This window comes from Acidimicrobiales bacterium (assembly GCA_035536915.1).
Classification (GTDB): Bacteria; Actinomycetota; Acidimicrobiia; order Acidimicrobiales; family JAHWLA01; genus JAHWLA01.
In genome coordinates this window covers 36194-53270 of sequence record DATLNE010000039.1, presented here as the reverse complement: position 1 = coordinate 53270, position 17077 = coordinate 36194, and the positions used below count along the sequence as shown (strand labels likewise).

At 67.9% G+C, this 17077-nt stretch carries 8 protein-coding genes and 1 tRNA gene; 7 read left to right on the top strand and 2 right to left on the bottom strand.

Annotated features, from left to right (window positions below):
* Nucleotides 1-52: 52 nt before the first annotated feature.
* The gene (locus VM938_10805) at nt 53-2014 is read right to left on the bottom strand and encodes a maltotransferase domain-containing protein (GenBank protein ID HVF75527.1); all 1962 of its coding nucleotides are present in this window, start codon (nt 2012-2014) and stop codon (nt 53-55) included.
* A gap of 49 nt (nt 2015-2063) precedes the next feature.
* On the opposite strand from VM938_10805, the gene VM938_10800 reads away from it, so the two are divergent.
* The 7 genes from VM938_10800 to VM938_10770 all read left to right on the top strand — a co-directional run bounded on the left by VM938_10800 (nt 2064) and on the right by VM938_10770 (nt 16640).
* Nucleotides 2064-2585 (top strand): pyridoxamine 5'-phosphate oxidase family protein, encoded by a 522-nt coding sequence (locus tag VM938_10800; protein ID HVF75526.1) that lies wholly within the window; start codon nt 2064-2066, stop codon nt 2583-2585.
* 303 nt (nt 2586-2888) lie between these two features.
* Nucleotides 2889-13463, top strand: coding sequence for a polymorphic toxin-type HINT domain-containing protein (locus VM938_10795; protein ID HVF75525.1), 10575 nt, complete (start codon nt 2889-2891; stop codon nt 13461-13463).
* On the top strand, nt 13460-13873 hold the full coding sequence (locus VM938_10790; protein HVF75524.1) for a hypothetical protein: 414 nt from the start codon (nt 13460-13462) through the stop codon (nt 13871-13873). Before VM938_10795 ends, VM938_10790 begins: the two co-directional genes overlap by 4 nt.
* Before the next feature lie 1256 nt (nt 13874-15129).
* The gene (locus VM938_10785) at nt 15130-15717 is read left to right on the top strand and encodes a HEAT repeat domain-containing protein (protein HVF75523.1); all 588 of its coding nucleotides are present in this window, start codon (nt 15130-15132) and stop codon (nt 15715-15717) included.
* Between the two features lie 15 nt (nt 15718-15732).
* Nucleotides 15733-15984, top strand: a complete 252-nt coding sequence (locus VM938_10780) for a hypothetical protein (GenBank protein HVF75522.1) — start codon at nt 15733-15735, stop codon at nt 15982-15984.
* On the top strand, nt 15981-16379 hold the full coding sequence (locus VM938_10775; protein ID HVF75521.1) for a hypothetical protein: 399 nt from the start codon (nt 15981-15983) through the stop codon (nt 16377-16379). The genes VM938_10780 and VM938_10775 overlap by 4 nt, the downstream gene beginning before the upstream one ends.
* Before the next feature lie 9 nt (nt 16380-16388).
* Nucleotides 16389-16640 carry a hypothetical protein gene (locus VM938_10770; protein HVF75520.1) on the top strand — a complete coding sequence of 84 codons (252 nt, stop codon included), beginning with the start codon at nt 16389-16391 and terminating at the stop codon, nt 16638-16640.
* 316 nt (nt 16641-16956) lie between these two features.
* Here the strand turns inward: VM938_10770 and VM938_10765 are convergent.
* A tRNA-Arg gene (locus VM938_10765) sits at nt 16957-17030 on the bottom strand.
* Between the last annotated feature and the right edge of the window lie 47 nt (nt 17031-17077).

The following is a 17077-nucleotide window of genomic DNA, read 5'->3' as shown; positions in this document are numbered from 1 at the left end:
ACCGAGACCTCGTAGAACACGCTCCGCTGGTACCAGCCGTCCATGGGACGGCTCATGGCGCGGGGGATGCCGCGCCGACCGCCGCCGGGGCGGCGGCGCGCAGCGAGAACACGTGGGCGGGCCCGTTGGCGGGATCGAGACGCACGTAGGGGTGGGGGCCCTGCCAGGTGTAGGTGGCACCGCTGAGCTCGTCGTGGGCCTCATAGGGCTCGTCCCACGGCAGGCCCAGAAGCTCCAGGTCGAGCGACAGCGTGTCGTCGTGGGCGGCGTGAGGATCGAGGTTGACGATTACGAGGACGACGTCGGAGCGGTCGTCGGTGTGCTTCGACCACACCAGCAGGTCGGGGCTGTGGGTCGGGTGGACGGCGACGTTGCCCAGCTGGGCCAAGGCGGGATGGCGGCGGCGGATCTCGTTGAGGCGGGTGATCAGCGGGACCAACGAGTCGGTGGTGTCCCAGTCACGGTGCTTCAGCTGGTACTTCTCCGAGAAGAGGTACTCCTCGTTGGCGACCGAGGCGGGGTCGTTCTCGTACAGCTCGTACCCGCTGTAGATGCCATAGGAGGGCACCATGGTGGAGGCCAGGACGAGGCGCAACCGGAACGCCGACGGGGGCCCGTTCCGCAACGGGCCGGCGAGGATGTCGGGCGTGTTGGGCCAGAAGTTCGGCCGCATGTAGTCGGCCTTCGGACCGGACGACACCTCGAGCAGGTAGGCAGCCAGCTCCTGCTTGCCCGTGCGCCAGGTGAAGTAGGTGTAGCTCTGGCTGAAGCCGACCTCGGCCAGCTTGGCCATGACCTTGGGGCGGGTGAACGCCTCCGACAGGAACACGATGTCGGCGTGCGTCTCCTGCACGGCAGGGATGACCCACTCCCAGAACGCCATGGGCTTGGTGTGGGGGTTGTCGATGCGGAAGATGCGCACGCCGCGGGCGATCCAGAAGTCGAAGATCTCCTTGCACGCCTCCCACAACGCCACCCGGTCGGCCTCGGCCGCGGGCCAGAAGTTGATGGGGTAGATGTCCTGGTACTTCTTCGGCGGGTTCTCGGCGTAGGCGATCGAGCCGTCGGGGCGGTGGTGGAACCACTCGGGGTGCTCTGTCACCCACGGGTGGTCGGGCGAACACTGGAGGGCGATGTCGAGGGCGACCTCCATGCCCGCGCCGCGGGCCCGCTCCACCAGGTAGGCGAAGTCGTCGAAGTCGCCCAGCGAGGGCTCGATGGCGGTGTGGCCGCCGTGCTCGCTGCCTGTGGCCCACGGGCTGCCCACGTCGTCGGCTGTCGATGTCAGTGTGTTGTTCGGCCCCTTGCGGAACGTGGTGCCGACGGGGTGGACGGGCACCAGGTACAGCACGTCGAAGCCCATGGCGGCCACGTACGGCAGGTGCTCGGCCGTGCCCCGCAAGCCGCCGTAGGAGCGGGGGAACAGCGAGTACCAGGCGCCCACCAGCGCCCGCTCCCGGTCGACCCACAACGGCCACTGCTCGCTGCGGGTGAGGTCGGTCGCCAGGTCGGGGCCCGACAGCAGCTCGGCCACCTCGTGCTGCAGGGCCGGTGCGAGCCGTTCCTGCAACGACAGCTTCTCGTTGCGCAGCGCCTTGGCCACGCCTTGCAGCAGCTTGCGCTCGTCGCTCTTGGCCTGGGCCAAGCGGCGCTCTGCCAGCAGCGCACCCTCTGCGAGCTCGACGGCGATCTCCTGGCCCGCGCCCATCTTGGTGGTGGCCTTGTGGCGCCAGGTGGCGTACTGGTCGGTCCACGCCTCGACGCAGAACTCGTGGGGGCCCAGTGTCGTCGGCTCGATCACCACGTCCCACCGGTCGTTGCCTTGCGGGTGCATCGGCACGGTGGCGTGCTTGCCGTTGCCCGTGGGCCCCCAGTGCACCCGGGCGGCGAGGATGTCGTGGCCGTCACGGAAGACGTCGGCCGATACCCGCACGGCCTCACCGAGGATCGCCTTGGCCGGGTACCGGCGGGGCGTGCTCGGGCGAATTCCGTCGATCACGATGCGACCCAGCATGGGTTGAACCATAACCCCCGGCCTTCGAGGGGTAACTACGGTCGGCGCCATGCACGAGACCCCCGACGACATGGCCGCCCTGCAGGCGTTGCTCGACGACAGCTACGAGCGGGCCGGGAAGCACCTGCGGGAGATCGTCACCCCCGAACGGCGCCTGTCGGCCGAGCAGGTGTGCGAGCGGTTGCAGGGGATGCGCCTGCTCGTGGTGGCGACGGTGACGGCCGACGGCCGCCCGATCAGTGGGCCGTTCGACGGCATCTTCTACCGAGGCGCGTTCTACTTCGGCTCGTCGCCCGAGTCGGTGCGCTTCCGCCACATCCGCAAGCGCCCGTGGGTCAGCGCCACCCACCTGCCGGGGGAGGAGCTCAGCGTCTCGGTGCACGGCAAGGCCGCCATCGTCGAGCCGCTGGCGCCCGAGAACAAAGGCTTCCTCGACGCCGTGCTGGGCATCTATGTGCCCCGCTACGGCGAAGAGTGGGCCAAGATCCTCGACGACGGCGCCCTCTACGCCCGCATCGACGCCGAGCGCATGCTGACGTTCAACGGCGAGGGTCTTGAGGTTCCCGTGTAGTCGAGGACCTGATGCAGCGTGTGGCGCAACGGAACAGCCCGCTATTTGGTTCTTTCGGCGTTCAAACCTTTTTCGTTTTTCGCGGAAGCCTCGGCAGGTCCCGGTTCGTCGGGCACGGCGTTGGGTAAACGGCCCGAGGCAAAAGGCGGATTTGACCGATTTGTTCAGTAGGTCGCTTGTCCCTGCTTCCCCAGGGCGCTCGGCTGGACCCACCGGTCGAAGCGAAGCAAGGGAGTGGGAATGCGGGTCGGACTCCTTCAGCGCCAAGGGCGCAGTCTGTGGTTTTTCCGGGCACTGCGATCGGTGCCCAAGTGGGTGAAGGTCGTGGCCACCGCCCTGGTGGTGGCAGTCACCGCCTCCTCGCTGACCGAGACACCGGTGACGGCCGACACCGCCGGCCCCGTGGTCGTGCACCAGCCGGTGACGACAGCGCCGTACGGGCAGCCCATCGCCATCTCGCTGACGGCGACGTGCGCCACGGGCGCCACCTGTTCGGCGTTGCTCTACTACCGCAGCACGACGCCCGCTGCGCTGTATGCCGTTCCCGGCGTCGTCGCCGAGCCCGGCTTTCAAATCGTGGCGCTGACCCGTGGCGCCACCACGGCCACGGGAACCGAGGACGTCGTCGCCTGGTCGGGCTCCATCCCCGGCGCTGCGGTCACCACCAAGGGCGTCGACTACTTCCTCGCCGTCGACCAGAACAGCCGTACCACGACGTTCCCCGGCACCACCGAAGCCGAAGGCAGCCCGTCGACGGGGTCGTACCTGCACGTCGAAGTGCTCGCTCCGCCGCTGCTCGACCACGTACCGGCGACCTACGGCACCTCCGGCCGCCCCATCGACCTCGAAGCACGGGCGTCGTGCTCGACCGGCAACTGCCAGGCCACGCTTTCGTACCGGGCCACCCCGCCGCAGGGCGGTGCGGCCGCGGCGTGGACGTCCACGGCAATGGGCGCGCAGGGTCCAGGGACGAGCTTGGGTGGTAGCGCCACTCGCATCACCTACCGCGCCCAGGTGCCGGGCTCGGCGGTCACCACCCAGGGCCTCGACTACTACATCCATGTCACCGACGGGCACACGCAGGCGTTCTCGCCGGGGACGGTGTACCAGGGCTATTACGCCCCTCGCGACGGCCAGCAAAGCCCGGCGGGCAGCCACCACGTGCACGTCCTCGAACCCCCGCACATTGCCCATGTGCCGGTGCCGACGGCGACCTATCGCCAGGACATCCCCGTCTCCGGCGAGGCCACCTGTGCCTCCGATCGCGACTGCTCGGCCACGTTGTACTACCGCACAACCAACACGGCAGCCACGGCGTCGACGGCCCTCATGTTCAGCTCCGCGCCCATGGCCGTGACCCGCACCGACGGTGCGAACGGTGCCGATGCCATTTCCGTCAGCGGCACCATCCCTGCCGCGGTCGTCGACACCCGCGGCGTCGACTACTTCTTCTCGGTCAGCGACGGCACCACCACGGCGTGGTGGCCGGGCCTGTCGTCGGTCGACGCCCCCGGCGTCTGGGTCAACGGGGGCAACTACAACGTCTACCACCACATCCACGTGCAGGAGCCGGTGCACCTGGCCCACGTGCCGCCCGCCACCGCCCCGGCGATGGAGGACCTGACGCTGGAGGCCGAGCTGACCTGCGCCACCGAAGGGTGCAAGGCCGACCTCGTCTACACCACCTCGCCTGCGGTCCCCAGCACCTCGACGACCGTGCCCATGAGCCGCGTCTCGGTCCTGAGCACGACGACTGCCTCCCGGGTGGAACTGTGGCGGGTGACAGTGCCCGCTGCCGAGGTCACAACCCGAGGGCTCGCCTACGTCATGACCGCGTCCGACGGCTTCACCACCGCGGCGGTGCCGGGCCGGTCGTACTGGGGCGGCTACGTCCCCGTCCAAGGCGGCACGGTGGCGCCCGATGCCCGTTTCGTGGTGCGGGTGCTGGAGCCGCCGCACCCGGCCCACGTGCCGGTGCCCACCGCCTACACCGGTGAGCCGATGCCCATCGAGGCGACGTCGAACTGCGCGACGCCGTCGTGCACCGCCACCGTGCACTGGCGCATCACGGGCCAGCCGTGGCAGGCGGCGCCGATGACGAGCTCGGCGCCCGCGGCCGTCGCACAGGGCAACGACACCGTGGCCTACAGCGCCGCCATCCCGGGCTCGGGCGTCACGCCCGCGGGCCTGGAGTACCGCATCGAGGCCTCCGACGGCTACACCGGCGAGTCCACGCCGACGTGGCCCGTGACCGTCACCGCCCGCCCAGCGGGCACCCCGTCGCCGACGACGACGGTCCCTCCGCGTCCGGAGAACCAGCCCCCGGGCGCACCGACGTTGGTGGCGCCTGCCGACGGCAAGGCGTTCGCGCACAACGAGGCACAGGTGTTCACGGTCAATGCCGACGACGCCAACGGCGACCCGTATTCGGCCGTCCTCACCGTCACCAACACGGCGACCGGCCTCGTCACCACTGTCTCCACGTCGGCGGCGCCGCCGAGGACGGATGCCTCGGGGACGGCACTGCCACCGCTGGCGGCAGGGACGTACACGTGGGTCGCCCGGGCCAAGGACGGCTACGGGGCAGAGGGGCCGGCGTCCGCGTCGCGGTCGTTCACCGTCGCCGCGCCTGCGGGCAACAAGGCACCGAACGTGCCGACCCTCGTTACCCCCGCGGGCGGCAGCACGTTCCGCGCCGACGAAGCGCAGGTGTTCACCCTCAACGCCGTCGATCCCGACGCGGACGCCTATACGGCGACCGTGGTGGTGACCAACGCCGCCACCGGTGCGACGACAAGCCTGAACGCATCGGCGGCGCCGTCGGGGCAGAACTCCTCGGCGGCGGCGGTGCCGCCGCTGGCCGCCGGGAGCTATACGTGGGCGGCGCGGGCCAAAGACGTGCACGGAGCGCAAGGGGCGACCTCGGCGGCCGTGCCCTTTGCGGTGGCCGCTGCCGCGCCCAACCGAGCACCGGCGGCACCGACGCTGGTCAGCCCTGCGGACGGCAAGCAGTTCGCCAGGAACGAGGCGCAGACGCTTACGGTCAACGCCACCGACCCCGACGGCGACGCCTACACCGGCTCGGTGACGATCACCAACCGCGCCACCGGTGCGACAACGTCGGTGACGACGACCGCCGCGCAGTCAGGGCAAGGCTCGTCGGGGGCGTCGATTCCCCCGTTGCCCGGCGGGAGCTACACGTGGACGGCGGTGGCCGTCGACGCACGCGGCGCCCAAGGCCCGCCGTCGGCGGCGCGGCTGTTCACGGTCGCCGCGAGCGCGGAGGACGAGCCGCCGGGCGCGCCCACCGTCGTGGCGCCCGACCACGGCAAGGTCTACTTCCAAGGCGAGCCGCAGACGTTCGTCGTGAGCGCCACCGATCCCGACGGCCCTGTCTACACCGGTTCGTCGACCGAGCCCAGCGGTTCCTTCTACATGGCCGAGGTCACCGTCCGACGGCCCGACGGCACCGTCGCCACCACGTTCAAGACGAGCCTGGCCATGTCGGGCACGCCGTCGTCCGGTGCACCCGAGCCTGCGCTCGGCCCCGGCGACTACACGTTCACCGCTCGCGCCACCAACCTCAACGGCTCGGCAGGACCGGCGTCGACACCTCGCGCCTTTTCGGTGTCGGCCGACATGCCCAACACCCCGCCTGGGCGGCCGACCCTGGTGGCGCCCCACGACGACAAGGCGTTCTCCACCACCGAGGAGCAACTGTTCACCGTCAACGCAGGCGACGCCGACGGCGACGCCTACACCGCGTCGATCCGCGTGCGGAACACGGGGACCAACGCGGTGACCACGTTCCCGACCGCGGCCGCCGGATCGGGGTCCGACGCCACCGGCGCGCCGCCGCAGCTGCTGCCCGCCGGGCGCTACACGTGGCAGGCCACGGCGACAGACGTGCACGGCGCCAACGGGCCGGCGTCGGCCGAAGGCGCCTTCACCGTGGCGAACCAGGCACCGGTGACGCCCACCCTGGTGGCGCCCGTAGCGGCCAAGGCGTTCTCCACCGACGGCGTGCAGACGTTCTCGATCGCGTCGACCGACCCCGATGGAGACGCCTACACGGGCACCATCACGATCCGGCGCCCGACGGGCGCGGTGGTGACCTCGTTCAACACCGCACCCGCCGAGTCAGGCACCAACTCACAGGGCACGCCGGCGCCCGCCCTGGCCGCGGGCGACTACACGTGGGCGGCCAGCGCGGCCGACATCAAAGGTGCGCGCAGCGCGGAGACGCCCCAGCGGGCCTTCAGCGTCATCGTCAACCGGCCCCCGGGCATCCCCACGCTCGTGGCGCCCACCGCGGGCAAGACCTTCTACCTCGAAGACAGCCAGGTCTTCACCATCGCAGCGACCGACCCCAACAACGACACCTACCGCGGAAAGGTCACCATCAAGGACCGCTGGGGCCTGACCCGCGACACCTTCGCCACCACGCCCGCCACCTCCGGCGGCTACTCCTCGGGCGTGCCCACGGTCCCGCTGTCGTCGGGCACCTACACGTGGTCGGCCACGGCGACCGACGAGCACGAGGCGACGGGGCAGAACTCGGTCGACGGTGAGTTCACGGTGTCGTCGAAGTCGAGCGTCCCGCCTGCCGCGCTTCCCTCCGACATCCCCACGACACGGGCGTCGCTGAGCACGCTCCGGGAGGAAGCGACGGGCGGCCAGAGCGAGAACCCGGCCATCTCCAGCGACGGCCGCTACGTGGCCTTCGAGTCCGACGCCCACAACCTCGTCTCCAACGACACGAACTTCCGCAAGGACATCTTCGTGCACGATCGCGTGCTCGGCGTCACCGAGCGCGTCTCGGTGTCGAGCTCGGGCGCGCAGGCATCGGCACCTGGATGGTTCGACACCTTCGGCCCCTCCATCTCGGCCAACGGGCGCTATGTGGCCTTCATCTCCAGCGCCACCAACCTCGTGCCCGGTGACACCAACGACCGTCAGGACGTGTTCGTGCACGACCGCGAGTCGCGCGTCACCACACGGGCCTCGGTCGACAGTTGGGAGTGGCAGGGCAACGGCAGCAACTACGAAGCGGCCATCTCCGGCAACGGCATGTTCGTTGCGTTCTCGTCCGACTCCGACAACCTCGTCTGGGACAACAACTGGGACGTCGACATCTTCGTGCGCGACATCGCGGCCGGCACCACGGAACGGGTGTCGACGACCTTCCAGTACCAAGGGGAGAGCTCCGGTGGTTGGAGCACGAACCCGACGCTGTCGTACGACGGCCGCATGGTGGCGTTCCAGTCCGATGCCAACAACCTCGATCCGATGGACGAGAACTTCTACACCGACGTGTTCCTGCACGACCGGCACTCGAGCTACGGCACCATGCGGGTCTCCAACGGCATCAACTACGGCCAGCCCGACGGCTACAGCACCAACCCGAAGATCGCTGGCAACCAGGTCGTCTTCCGGTCGTCGGCTTCGAACCTCGTGGCGGGCGACACCAACGCGAAGTCCGACGTCTTCGTCTACGACGATTACTGGGACGAGACCACGCGCCTGTCGGTGAGCTCGGCGCAGGCGCAGGCCAACGGCTACTCGTTCGACCCCGCCGTCTCGCCCGACGGCCGCTACGTGGCCTTCCGGTCCGACGCCACCAACCTGGCGGCAGGCGACCGCAACGGCGCCGAGGACATCTTCCTGCGCGACATCGAAGCGTCGAAGACGCTGCTGATCTCCCACGACGCCGACGGCCATCAGGCCAACAGCCGCAGCAGCACGCCGTCGGTGAGCAGCGACGCCATGCACATCGCCTTCTCGTCGTTTGCCACGAACCTGGTGCCTGCCGACGCCAACTTCAGCTCCGACGTCTTCGCCTACAACCGCAAGCTGTCGCTCACGTGCGCCGCGGGTGCCCTGTCGGCCGTCGGCTGCTTGTCGGGCTACGGCTTCAAGGCGTCGTCCGACCGCATCGGGCTCGAAAACTTCTACTCCTACCACGCCTTCGACGTGGGGGCCGAGGCCGCCTACCTCAACGTGTCGAACGGCAACCTGGTGGTGCAGGGGACCGACCTGAACGTGCCGGGCCAGGGCCTCAACATGCGGCTCACGCACACCTACAACTCGCAGAAGGACCAAGGCGAGGGCCCGTTGGGCCGCGGCTGGCGGCTCGGCGTGGCCGACGGCGATTCCGCCGACTTCCTGGGCGCGGTGGTCTCGGCCGTCCTGTCGGCCGACGTGGGCCAGATCCTCGAAGTGGTGGTCACCGAGGACCAGTTCGACTTCTTCGACTCCGACGGCACCAGGCACCACTTCATCAAGGGCGGGCTGGCCGGGCCCGGGTGGCACTCGCCTCCTGGCGTCGACCTGACGCTGACCGACTACCTCGTCGGCGTCGAGCGCCGTTACAAGGCCACGCGGCCCGATGGCGTGACCTACGAGTTCCACCCCGCGGGGGTGGGGAACTCGGGCTACACCCTGCGGTCGGTCACCGACCGCAACGGCAACACGCTCACGTTCACCTATGCGGCAGGGCGGTTGTCGGGGATCACAGACCCCGCCGGTCGCACGATGTCGTTCGCGTGGAGCGGCGACTACCTGGCATCGGCCTCGTATGCCGGGACCACCGTCACATACAACGTCAACACGTGGAGCGGGCGGCTCGACTCGATCACAGCGGCGGGACGCACCACCAGCTACGCGTACAGCGGCGACGGCCTGGCGGGGGTCACAGACGGGCGGGGCGCGACCACCAACCTGTCGGTGTCGGGCGGCATGTTGCGCAAGGTGACCGACCGGGCGGGCAAGGAGTGGAACGTCACCTACAACACCAGCTCGTGCCAGCCCGGTGACCCGCAGGCGGTGGTGGCCACCTGCATCACAGACCCCGAAGGAGCCACCGAGGTCTACACCTCGTCGGCGGCAGGCAACCTCATCTCCCACCTGGACGCAGGCGACACGGCGCGCAACCAGCGCAGCTACCTGTGGGAGAACAACCGAGTCGTCTCCGAGACCGACGCAGCAGGCAACTCGGCCGACTACCTCTACAACGCCAACGGCCAGATCGTGATGAAACGCGAGAGTGGTGCGGGCGACGAGCCAATCACCACCACGCTCACCTACCGCGACGTGGCGCCCGGCGTGGCCGACATGGTGGAAGCCCGGGTGGCAGCAGGCACCCACGACGAACGGGTCATAAAGTTCGGCTTGTCCGAACAGGGCAACCTCATGTCGACGACGGCGCCCGACGGGACCGTCACCACCTTCACGTACCACCCGGGCGGTCGACTGGCCTCGGCGACAGACCCCAAGGGCAACACCACGACGTACGGGAGCTATCACGCCTCCGGCCAGCCGGAGCGCATCACAGACCCGCTGGGCCACACCAAGCAGTTCGCCTACGACGCCTTCGGTCGCACCACGTCGATCGTCGACCGCACGGGCGTCACGTGGACCGTCGGCTACGACGCCAGAGGCAACGTCGTGACACGCTCGACGCCCTTCGCCACCGCCACCTACGGCTACGACGGCAACGACAACCAGGTCACGGCAACACCACCCAGTGGGGCGACGCTGACCCGGGAGTACGACTCCCGCGACCTGGTCAAGGCGGCATCGGCCACCGTGAACGGCGGCCTGCGGAAGTCGACCTACGGCTACTACGACGACGGCCAGCTCAAGGAGATCTTCGAGCCGCGGTCCTTCGCAGGAACGGCGACCGCGCCTGCCCTCACGCAAAAGGTCACGTACTTGCGGTTCCCCAACAACCGGGTGTCGGCCATGCTCGACGAGGCCGGGACCCGGAGCGATGTCGTCTACACGCCCGATGGCTTCGTACGTTCCTCCATCCAGCCGCCGGGCGGGGCCGGTCGTCACGCCACCACCCACACGTACAACCGCCGCGGACAGGTGACGTCGACCACCGAGTCGGGCCACTCCAACCCGACGACGATGACCTACAGCCTGCACGGCGAGGTGCTTTCCACCAAGACGGCCAAGGGCCAGGTGACGAGCTTCGTGTACGACAAGGCGGGCCGCATGCTTCGCAGCATCGATGCCCAGGGACGCCAGTCGTCGCGCACGTACGACCCGGTCGGGAACTTGATGACGCTCACCCAGCCGGAAGGCCAGGGCGGGCAGCTCACCACTACGTACTCGTACACGAAGCGCAACGAGATCGAGTCGGAAACCGACCCGTCCGACGGCTCGCACACCACCCACTACGTCTACGACCCCGAGGGCAGGCAGCGCTACCGCTACGACCGGTACGACGGTGGCATCGAGCGAACCGTCGAGCAGACCTATCGCAGCGACGGCGCGCTGTTGTCGAGGACGGCGACGGGCCTGAACCTGCCCACGCACCAGTCGACCTTCGGGTACGACAACGTCGGCAACATGACGTCGGCGTCGGCGACACTCGGCGGTGCCCCGGTGGCGTCGCTGTCACTGGCCTATGACCAGGCGTACGCGGTCTCGTCGTACAGCGAGACGATCCACGACGCGGGCGGCGTAGCCCACACCAAGGCCGGTTCGTACGCCTACCAGGCCGACGGGTTGCCGGCATCTCGCACGACAGACGGCTTGACCACCAGCTACGGCTACACCGTCAACGGCTTTGAGAAGACGGTGACGCCGTGGGGGAACCTGGGCAGCTTCACCAACGACTTTTTCGAGAACGGCCTGCTGAAGCAGACGACGTTGCCGAACACCGTCCTCATGGAGCAGCTCTTCGACCCGTCCGACCGGCTGGCGTCGAGGATCTACCGCAAGCAGGACACGACGATGACGCAGCTCTCGGCGTGGACGGGCATTGCCTACGACGAGGACGACAACCGCACGTCGGAGACGGTCACGCAGCGGAAGCTGACGGCCGATGCCGCCCCCGACCCGCTCACTGCGGGGACGGGCACCTACTCCTACGACTCGCTAGGCAGGCTCAACGCGGCGAAGCACCCGTTCGAGGCGAAGACGGTGTCGTACCCGCTCGACGACGGCGGCAACACGCTGCAGGACGACGAGTCGACGTTCTCCTACGCCAAGAACCGGTTGACGCGCAGGACGACCACCGAGGTCGAGGAAGACAAGGAGCAGAACGAGACAACGACCACCAACGAGGCGGCCACGTACAGCTACGACCACCTGGGGAACCAGGCGGCCGAGACAATGACGCGGACATCGACGCTGGTCTCGACAGACGACTCGCCGAGGACGGCGACGAGCCAACCCACACGCACCTTCAGCTACGACGCGGCGTCGCATCCGATCGCGGTGGTGGCGACCGAGCCCGCGTCGAAGGTCGAGTACGCCTACGACGCCCTCGGGCGGATGGTGCGACGGGTCGACCACAGCGGAGCGGCACCCGGCACGACGTTGTTCTTCCATGACGGCACGTCCGAGCAGGCGGTACTGGAGACCGACGGGGTCGGGGCAGTGCAGACCCGCTACGTGCTCGACTCGACAGGCGAGCCGGTCGCCCAGGACAAGGACGGCAGCCGGTCGTACTACGTCGACGACCCCCGCGGGAACCTGACCCAGCAGCTCGACGGCGCCCAGAACGTCGTGGCCGTCTACAACTACGACGCCTACGGCAAGGAGAAGAAGGGCCTCACCAAGGTGGGCTCGTCGCAGTGGGACTCCCGGCTGCGGTTCCAGATGGCACCGCGTGACCCGGCTACCGGTGCATACAACCTGGGAGCCCGCCTGCTCGATCCCGGCATCAACCGGTTCGTGGGCGCCGACTCGTACGTGGCGGCGGCGGCGAACATGGACCTTGCCCTCGACCCGTTGACCGGCAACCGGTACCTGTATGCGGGAGCCAACCCGGCCGGGCTCATCGACGACGGCCATCGGTGGGGACTGCTCAAGAAGGCGGCCAAGTTCGGCAAGGGACTGCTCAGGAACAGCGTCGTGCGCGGTATCGCGACCGGCATGGCCGCCGCCGCCTTCTGCGCCGGCACCGGCGGCGTCGGGTGCCTGATCCTGGCCGGGGCAGCTATCGGCGGCGCGCTCGGTGCGGCCAACTACATGGCGAACGCCAAAAACAAATCGTTGCGCGGGCTGGCGCGAGCCGCCGTCAAGGGCGCCATCTCAGGTGCCATCGAAGGAGCGACTGGCGCAGCGGCGGCCAAGGCGGCAGCGGCGGCCAAGGCGGCGGCGGCCAGGGCAGCGGCGGCGGCGAAACAGGCGGCGACAGCGCGGCGAGCGGCGACGGTGAGCGCCAAAGCCGCAGGAGCCTGTTCGTTCGGGGCCGCCACGTCGGTCCTGATGGCCGACGGCACCCGCAAGGCGATCTCCGAGGTCCGGGTGGGCGACGACGTGCTGGCCGAGGACCCCGAGACGGGTGAACGAGGAGCGCGGCGTGTCACGCACCTGTGGGAGCACGACGACACCGTCATCGACCTTGAGATCGACAACGACCTCGTCACCACCACCGAAGACCATCCCTTCTGGAACGCCACCGACGAGGAGTGGCAGGAGGCGGCGGCGCTCGATACCGGCGATCTCGTGCGCACGGCGCAGGGCGAACTCGTCCCCGTCGGCGGCATCAAGGTCCGATCCGCGCTCCGCACGAGGGCCTTCAACCTCACGGTCGACGGCATCCCCACCTACTTCGTCGGCGTGGGAGAGGATGACATCCTCGTCCACAACACGGCGTCATGCCCCATCCACGGCAACTCCCGGAACAGCCCCAAGCTGACGTACCTCTACCGCCTCGAGGACAAGGCAGGGAACTATCTGAAGACCGGGATCACCAGCAACCCAGCTGGCCGCTACACCAAGGGGTTTATGAAGGACAAGAATATGAGGATCCTTACCGCGGGAAACCGGTCCGACATCCTCGGCTACGAGCGTATCATCGTCGAAATGGACCCGGGGCCGTTGAACTTTGAGAGGTGGGCGGGAGCAGCGACATGACCGGCATTGATGGTGTGTCCATGGAGGCCTTGTCTATAGGAGCGGTGTCCGGCGTCGTGTCCAACAAGGCCTGGACGACGGCGATCGACAACGCCATGAGGCGAGTCGCTGAGGTCCGCGACTCATATTCATCGCCTTTTAACGTGAATGTTGTATTCCACGTCCCAGCGGGAAGAGACTTCACACCGGAGTTCGAGGGCATCCGAAGCGGGCGGTTCTCCCGAAAGGAACGGACCCTCATGGTGCAGGTGGCGATTCCCGAGGGCGCGCCAGAGGGCGAACCAGACCAAGAGGTCCGACGGCTCCTCCTCGGCGCTATAGACCTCGCCGAGGACTTCGCCCGGATGGAGGCGCTAATCAGCGAAGGCGACCGCCTCGACGGGCTGCGCGCCATCGTGGCGGCGATCTGACGCACCAGCGTCCGCTCGGAGTTGTCGCAGATGAGAAGCGGGTCTCAACGCCTGGGAGCGGATGACGCAGATGAAAGACCTCTTGTCCGAGGCCGTGCGCCTGCAGGACACGAGGAGGAAACCGGTTTCGCGGCCGAACCCGGCGCTGAATTAGCTGATGACAGGGTCGCGATTTTGAGCCTCTCGTCAATCTGACCGTCGACGGCATCCACACCTACTTCGTGGGCGCGGGTGAGGATGACGTCCTCGTTCACAACGAGGGTTCCAACGCGTGCATGCTCGGGGCTCGCGGTCCCAGGCGACGAGCCGTACCCTCGAAACCGGAAAGGGGTGGCGCATTGACGCCGAGAACCCCGCACCGGTCGTACGGCCGGGGCAGCTCCACCTCCAGGACCGCTCGGGTGGAAAGTGCCTCTACGACTTCGATGCCGGAGAGTCTTGTGGGCATGCCGCGCAACCTGAAGAAGCAACTCGAAGGCGATCCGGTCGTCGAGCGGGCGATCAGCAAGGGCCGACAGTATCTAGGATTGGATTGATGAATCCGGATCCGTTGCCAGAAGACTTACGCCTCTGCCCCCACGCCGGGACATTTGAGATCACGCTCACGAGCGGGGAGAGAGCGTCCATTCTCGCCCATTCGTTCTATGTTGAGGAGGGTCTCTATAGGTTCATGCTGCTTATCCAAGGAAGTCCCCGTTTCGAGATCTGTGTCTTCCGAATACCGGCGAGCGTCGTGCACACGGTATGCAGCGTATGACCCCACGTTGCCCGAGACCGGCGCGCCCGAGGACTCCGCATCGACGAACGAAGGCGTTCATCGGTCAGGCTGAACGCCTTGACCAGCTGCGCGCCATTGTGGCCGCAATCTGAGGTACCTGAAACTAGGGTGCGTCGTGATGAGTGGACCGGCCCCCGGGCGGCTGAATTGTCACACGAAGAGCTACGTCTGCACGCACGTGTTCGACGCTCAACGCCCCGTCCTGTACGTGACTCGGCCGGAGGGCGACTGGTGCTTCCTTTGTGGTGCCGACGATCATCCTGACGACGCCGTGGCGTTCCGGTTGTCGGGCTCGGCCATCTCGTCGACCAAGACGCGTCACTCGAAGATGTCCTCGACTTGGCGCCGAACGAGGAAGCTGAGCGGGCAACCACGAGCTCGACATGGGTGCGGTCTCACTGCTGACGCGGGATCGCACCCATCTTCGATGAGCCGACAGGCGCGGTCGCGGTGGAGGTGGGGGTAGGTGAGAGATCTCTTGTCCGAGGCCCTGCGCCTGCAGGAGCACGAGGAGGAAACAGGTTTCACAGGGCCGAACCCGGCGCTGTACCAGCTGACGACAGCCGTCGATTTCGAGCCTCTCCTTGACGAGGCTCGCTTTCTACGGGACGGCACGGTCGATGAGAGGCAGCTTCACGCTCGGCTGCTTTCCGAGGCCACCATGCCCGCCGAGCGGCGCCTCGCCGAGGTGCTGCAGGTGCTGTCCGAGGAAGCCGAGCCCAAGGTGATGCGGTGGCTGGTGTTCGGGCTTGGCCATACGGGTTCGAAGGCAGCGATAGCCAAGCTCCGCGAGTTGGCCCACCACCCGAGCCCGAGGGTTCGGTACGCCGTCCCGGACGGACTCAGCGGGTGCGCCGAACGCTTCGATGAGGTCGCCGATCTCCTCCTCGAGCTGTCGCATGACCCCAACACGGACGTGAGGTGGTCCGCCGTCTTCGAGTTGGGGGCCTGGTGGAACGAGTCGAGGGATCCCCGGATTGAAGCCCGCCTGTCCGAGCTTCGTGTCGACGACCCCTCCGAGGAAGTTCGTCGCGTGGCCAGGGAGGGCTTGGAGTCGAATGAGTGACCTGACAAACACCCGATGACGACGCCCCCGAACCCTCGCCGCGGGATCACCCACATCTTTGTCGTCGTGCGCATCGACGACTACTGCACGTCAGAACGAATCGAAGATCACCTGTCGCTCGTCTCGGCCTTCTACACCGAAGCTAAGGCGGACGCCGAAGCTGAACGGCTCAACGAGCTCAAGCAGGGGAAGAGCTCTCGTTACACGGTCGTGGTGTCGCGCCTCAAGGAGACGCGCGACGCCGCTCCGACTCAGGGAGAACGATGACGATCCTGCGGGCCGCCTTGCGTCTCCAGTCAGCACAGCGCTCATGCAAGGAGTTGTCGGCTCTGGTGGGCGCGGAGCCGACTCGCTGCATGGAGCGGGGTGCCCCCGTGAGCAGCCGCAATCCCGACGGTCCAGTCCGCACGCTGTCGACCTGGAGATACGAGTCCGGCGTCGAGGACGGAACGTTTCACGACCACGTGACGGCCCTCGCCCCGCTGTTCGATCGCCTTGCCCACGGCGTGCCCGACGATGTCGAGTACGACCTCGTGGTCATGGCCGAGGGCCGTAGCATGGGCTCGCTGTTCGAACTGGATGTCGAGTCACTCGCCGTGCTTCACCGAGCCAAGAGCTCCATAACGTTCGACGTTTACGTTGAGGAAACTCCGCCAGAGTGACGGGCACTGATGGATTACTTCGAGGCTGACGGCCACCTATTCGAGTTCGGGGCATTGTCTGAATCGACAGGCGACGACATCGTTCTCGAATGCTACGACCTGCACGCTACCGAAGGTGGCCTGGTGGGGATCATCCGCGTGGGTCCTGACCGGCGGGGTCGGATCACACTCGCAGGGCCCGTCCCCGTGGTTGTCATGCGACGTTGGCTGGAACTCGCCCAGCACGACGTCGACGTCATCGCGATAGTCGATCAGCTGTGACGACCCGACTCACCGTCGGTGAACGCTGCTACATGCTCAGCGTCCTGCCGATGGAACCGGCGACGCGACGTGCGTCCGAAACCATCTCGGTCGAGGTCACGCACCGGTTGACCACAGAGCAGATCGACGAGCTCCGCGACCTGTGCGCCGATCGGGTTCGGGCTCGGCGACTGGGCCCGTGCCGGCGAGACCGTCGACAAGCTGGCGGCCACTGCGCCTCGACCAGGTACTGCCGCATGTCCACAGGAGACTCCTCGGCTCGGGTGTCTCCTGTGTCCTGACACAGATGTCGCCTATGTCGTGGGATCTGGGACTGCGCCCCGAGCAGGACTCGAACCTGCGACCAACGGATTAGAAGTCCGTCGCTCTGTCCAGCTGAGCTACCGGGGCCGGGACAGGCCACCACCGTACCGGGGGGCGTGCACCGCCATCCGAGA

What these genes read in the sequence shown, in the direction of transcription:
- VM938_10805 (HVF75527.1), bottom strand. Translation starts at nt 2,014, where the DNA reads ATGCTGGGTCGCATCGTGATCGACGGAATTCGCCCGAGCACGCCCCGC.
- VM938_10800 (HVF75526.1), top strand. Translation starts at nt 2,064, where the DNA reads ATGCACGAGACCCCCGACGACATGGCCGCCCTGCAGGCGTTGCTCGAC.
- VM938_10790 (HVF75524.1), top strand. Translation starts at nt 13,460, where the DNA reads ATGACCGGCATTGATGGTGTGTCCATGGAGGCCTTGTCTATAGGAGCG.
- VM938_10780 (HVF75522.1), top strand. Translation starts at nt 15,733, where the DNA reads ATGACGACGCCCCCGAACCCTCGCCGCGGGATCACCCACATCTTTGTC.
- VM938_10775 (HVF75521.1), top strand. Translation starts at nt 15,981, where the DNA reads ATGACGATCCTGCGGGCCGCCTTGCGTCTCCAGTCAGCACAGCGCTCA.
- VM938_10770 (HVF75520.1), top strand. Translation starts at nt 16,389, where the DNA reads ATGGATTACTTCGAGGCTGACGGCCACCTATTCGAGTTCGGGGCATTG.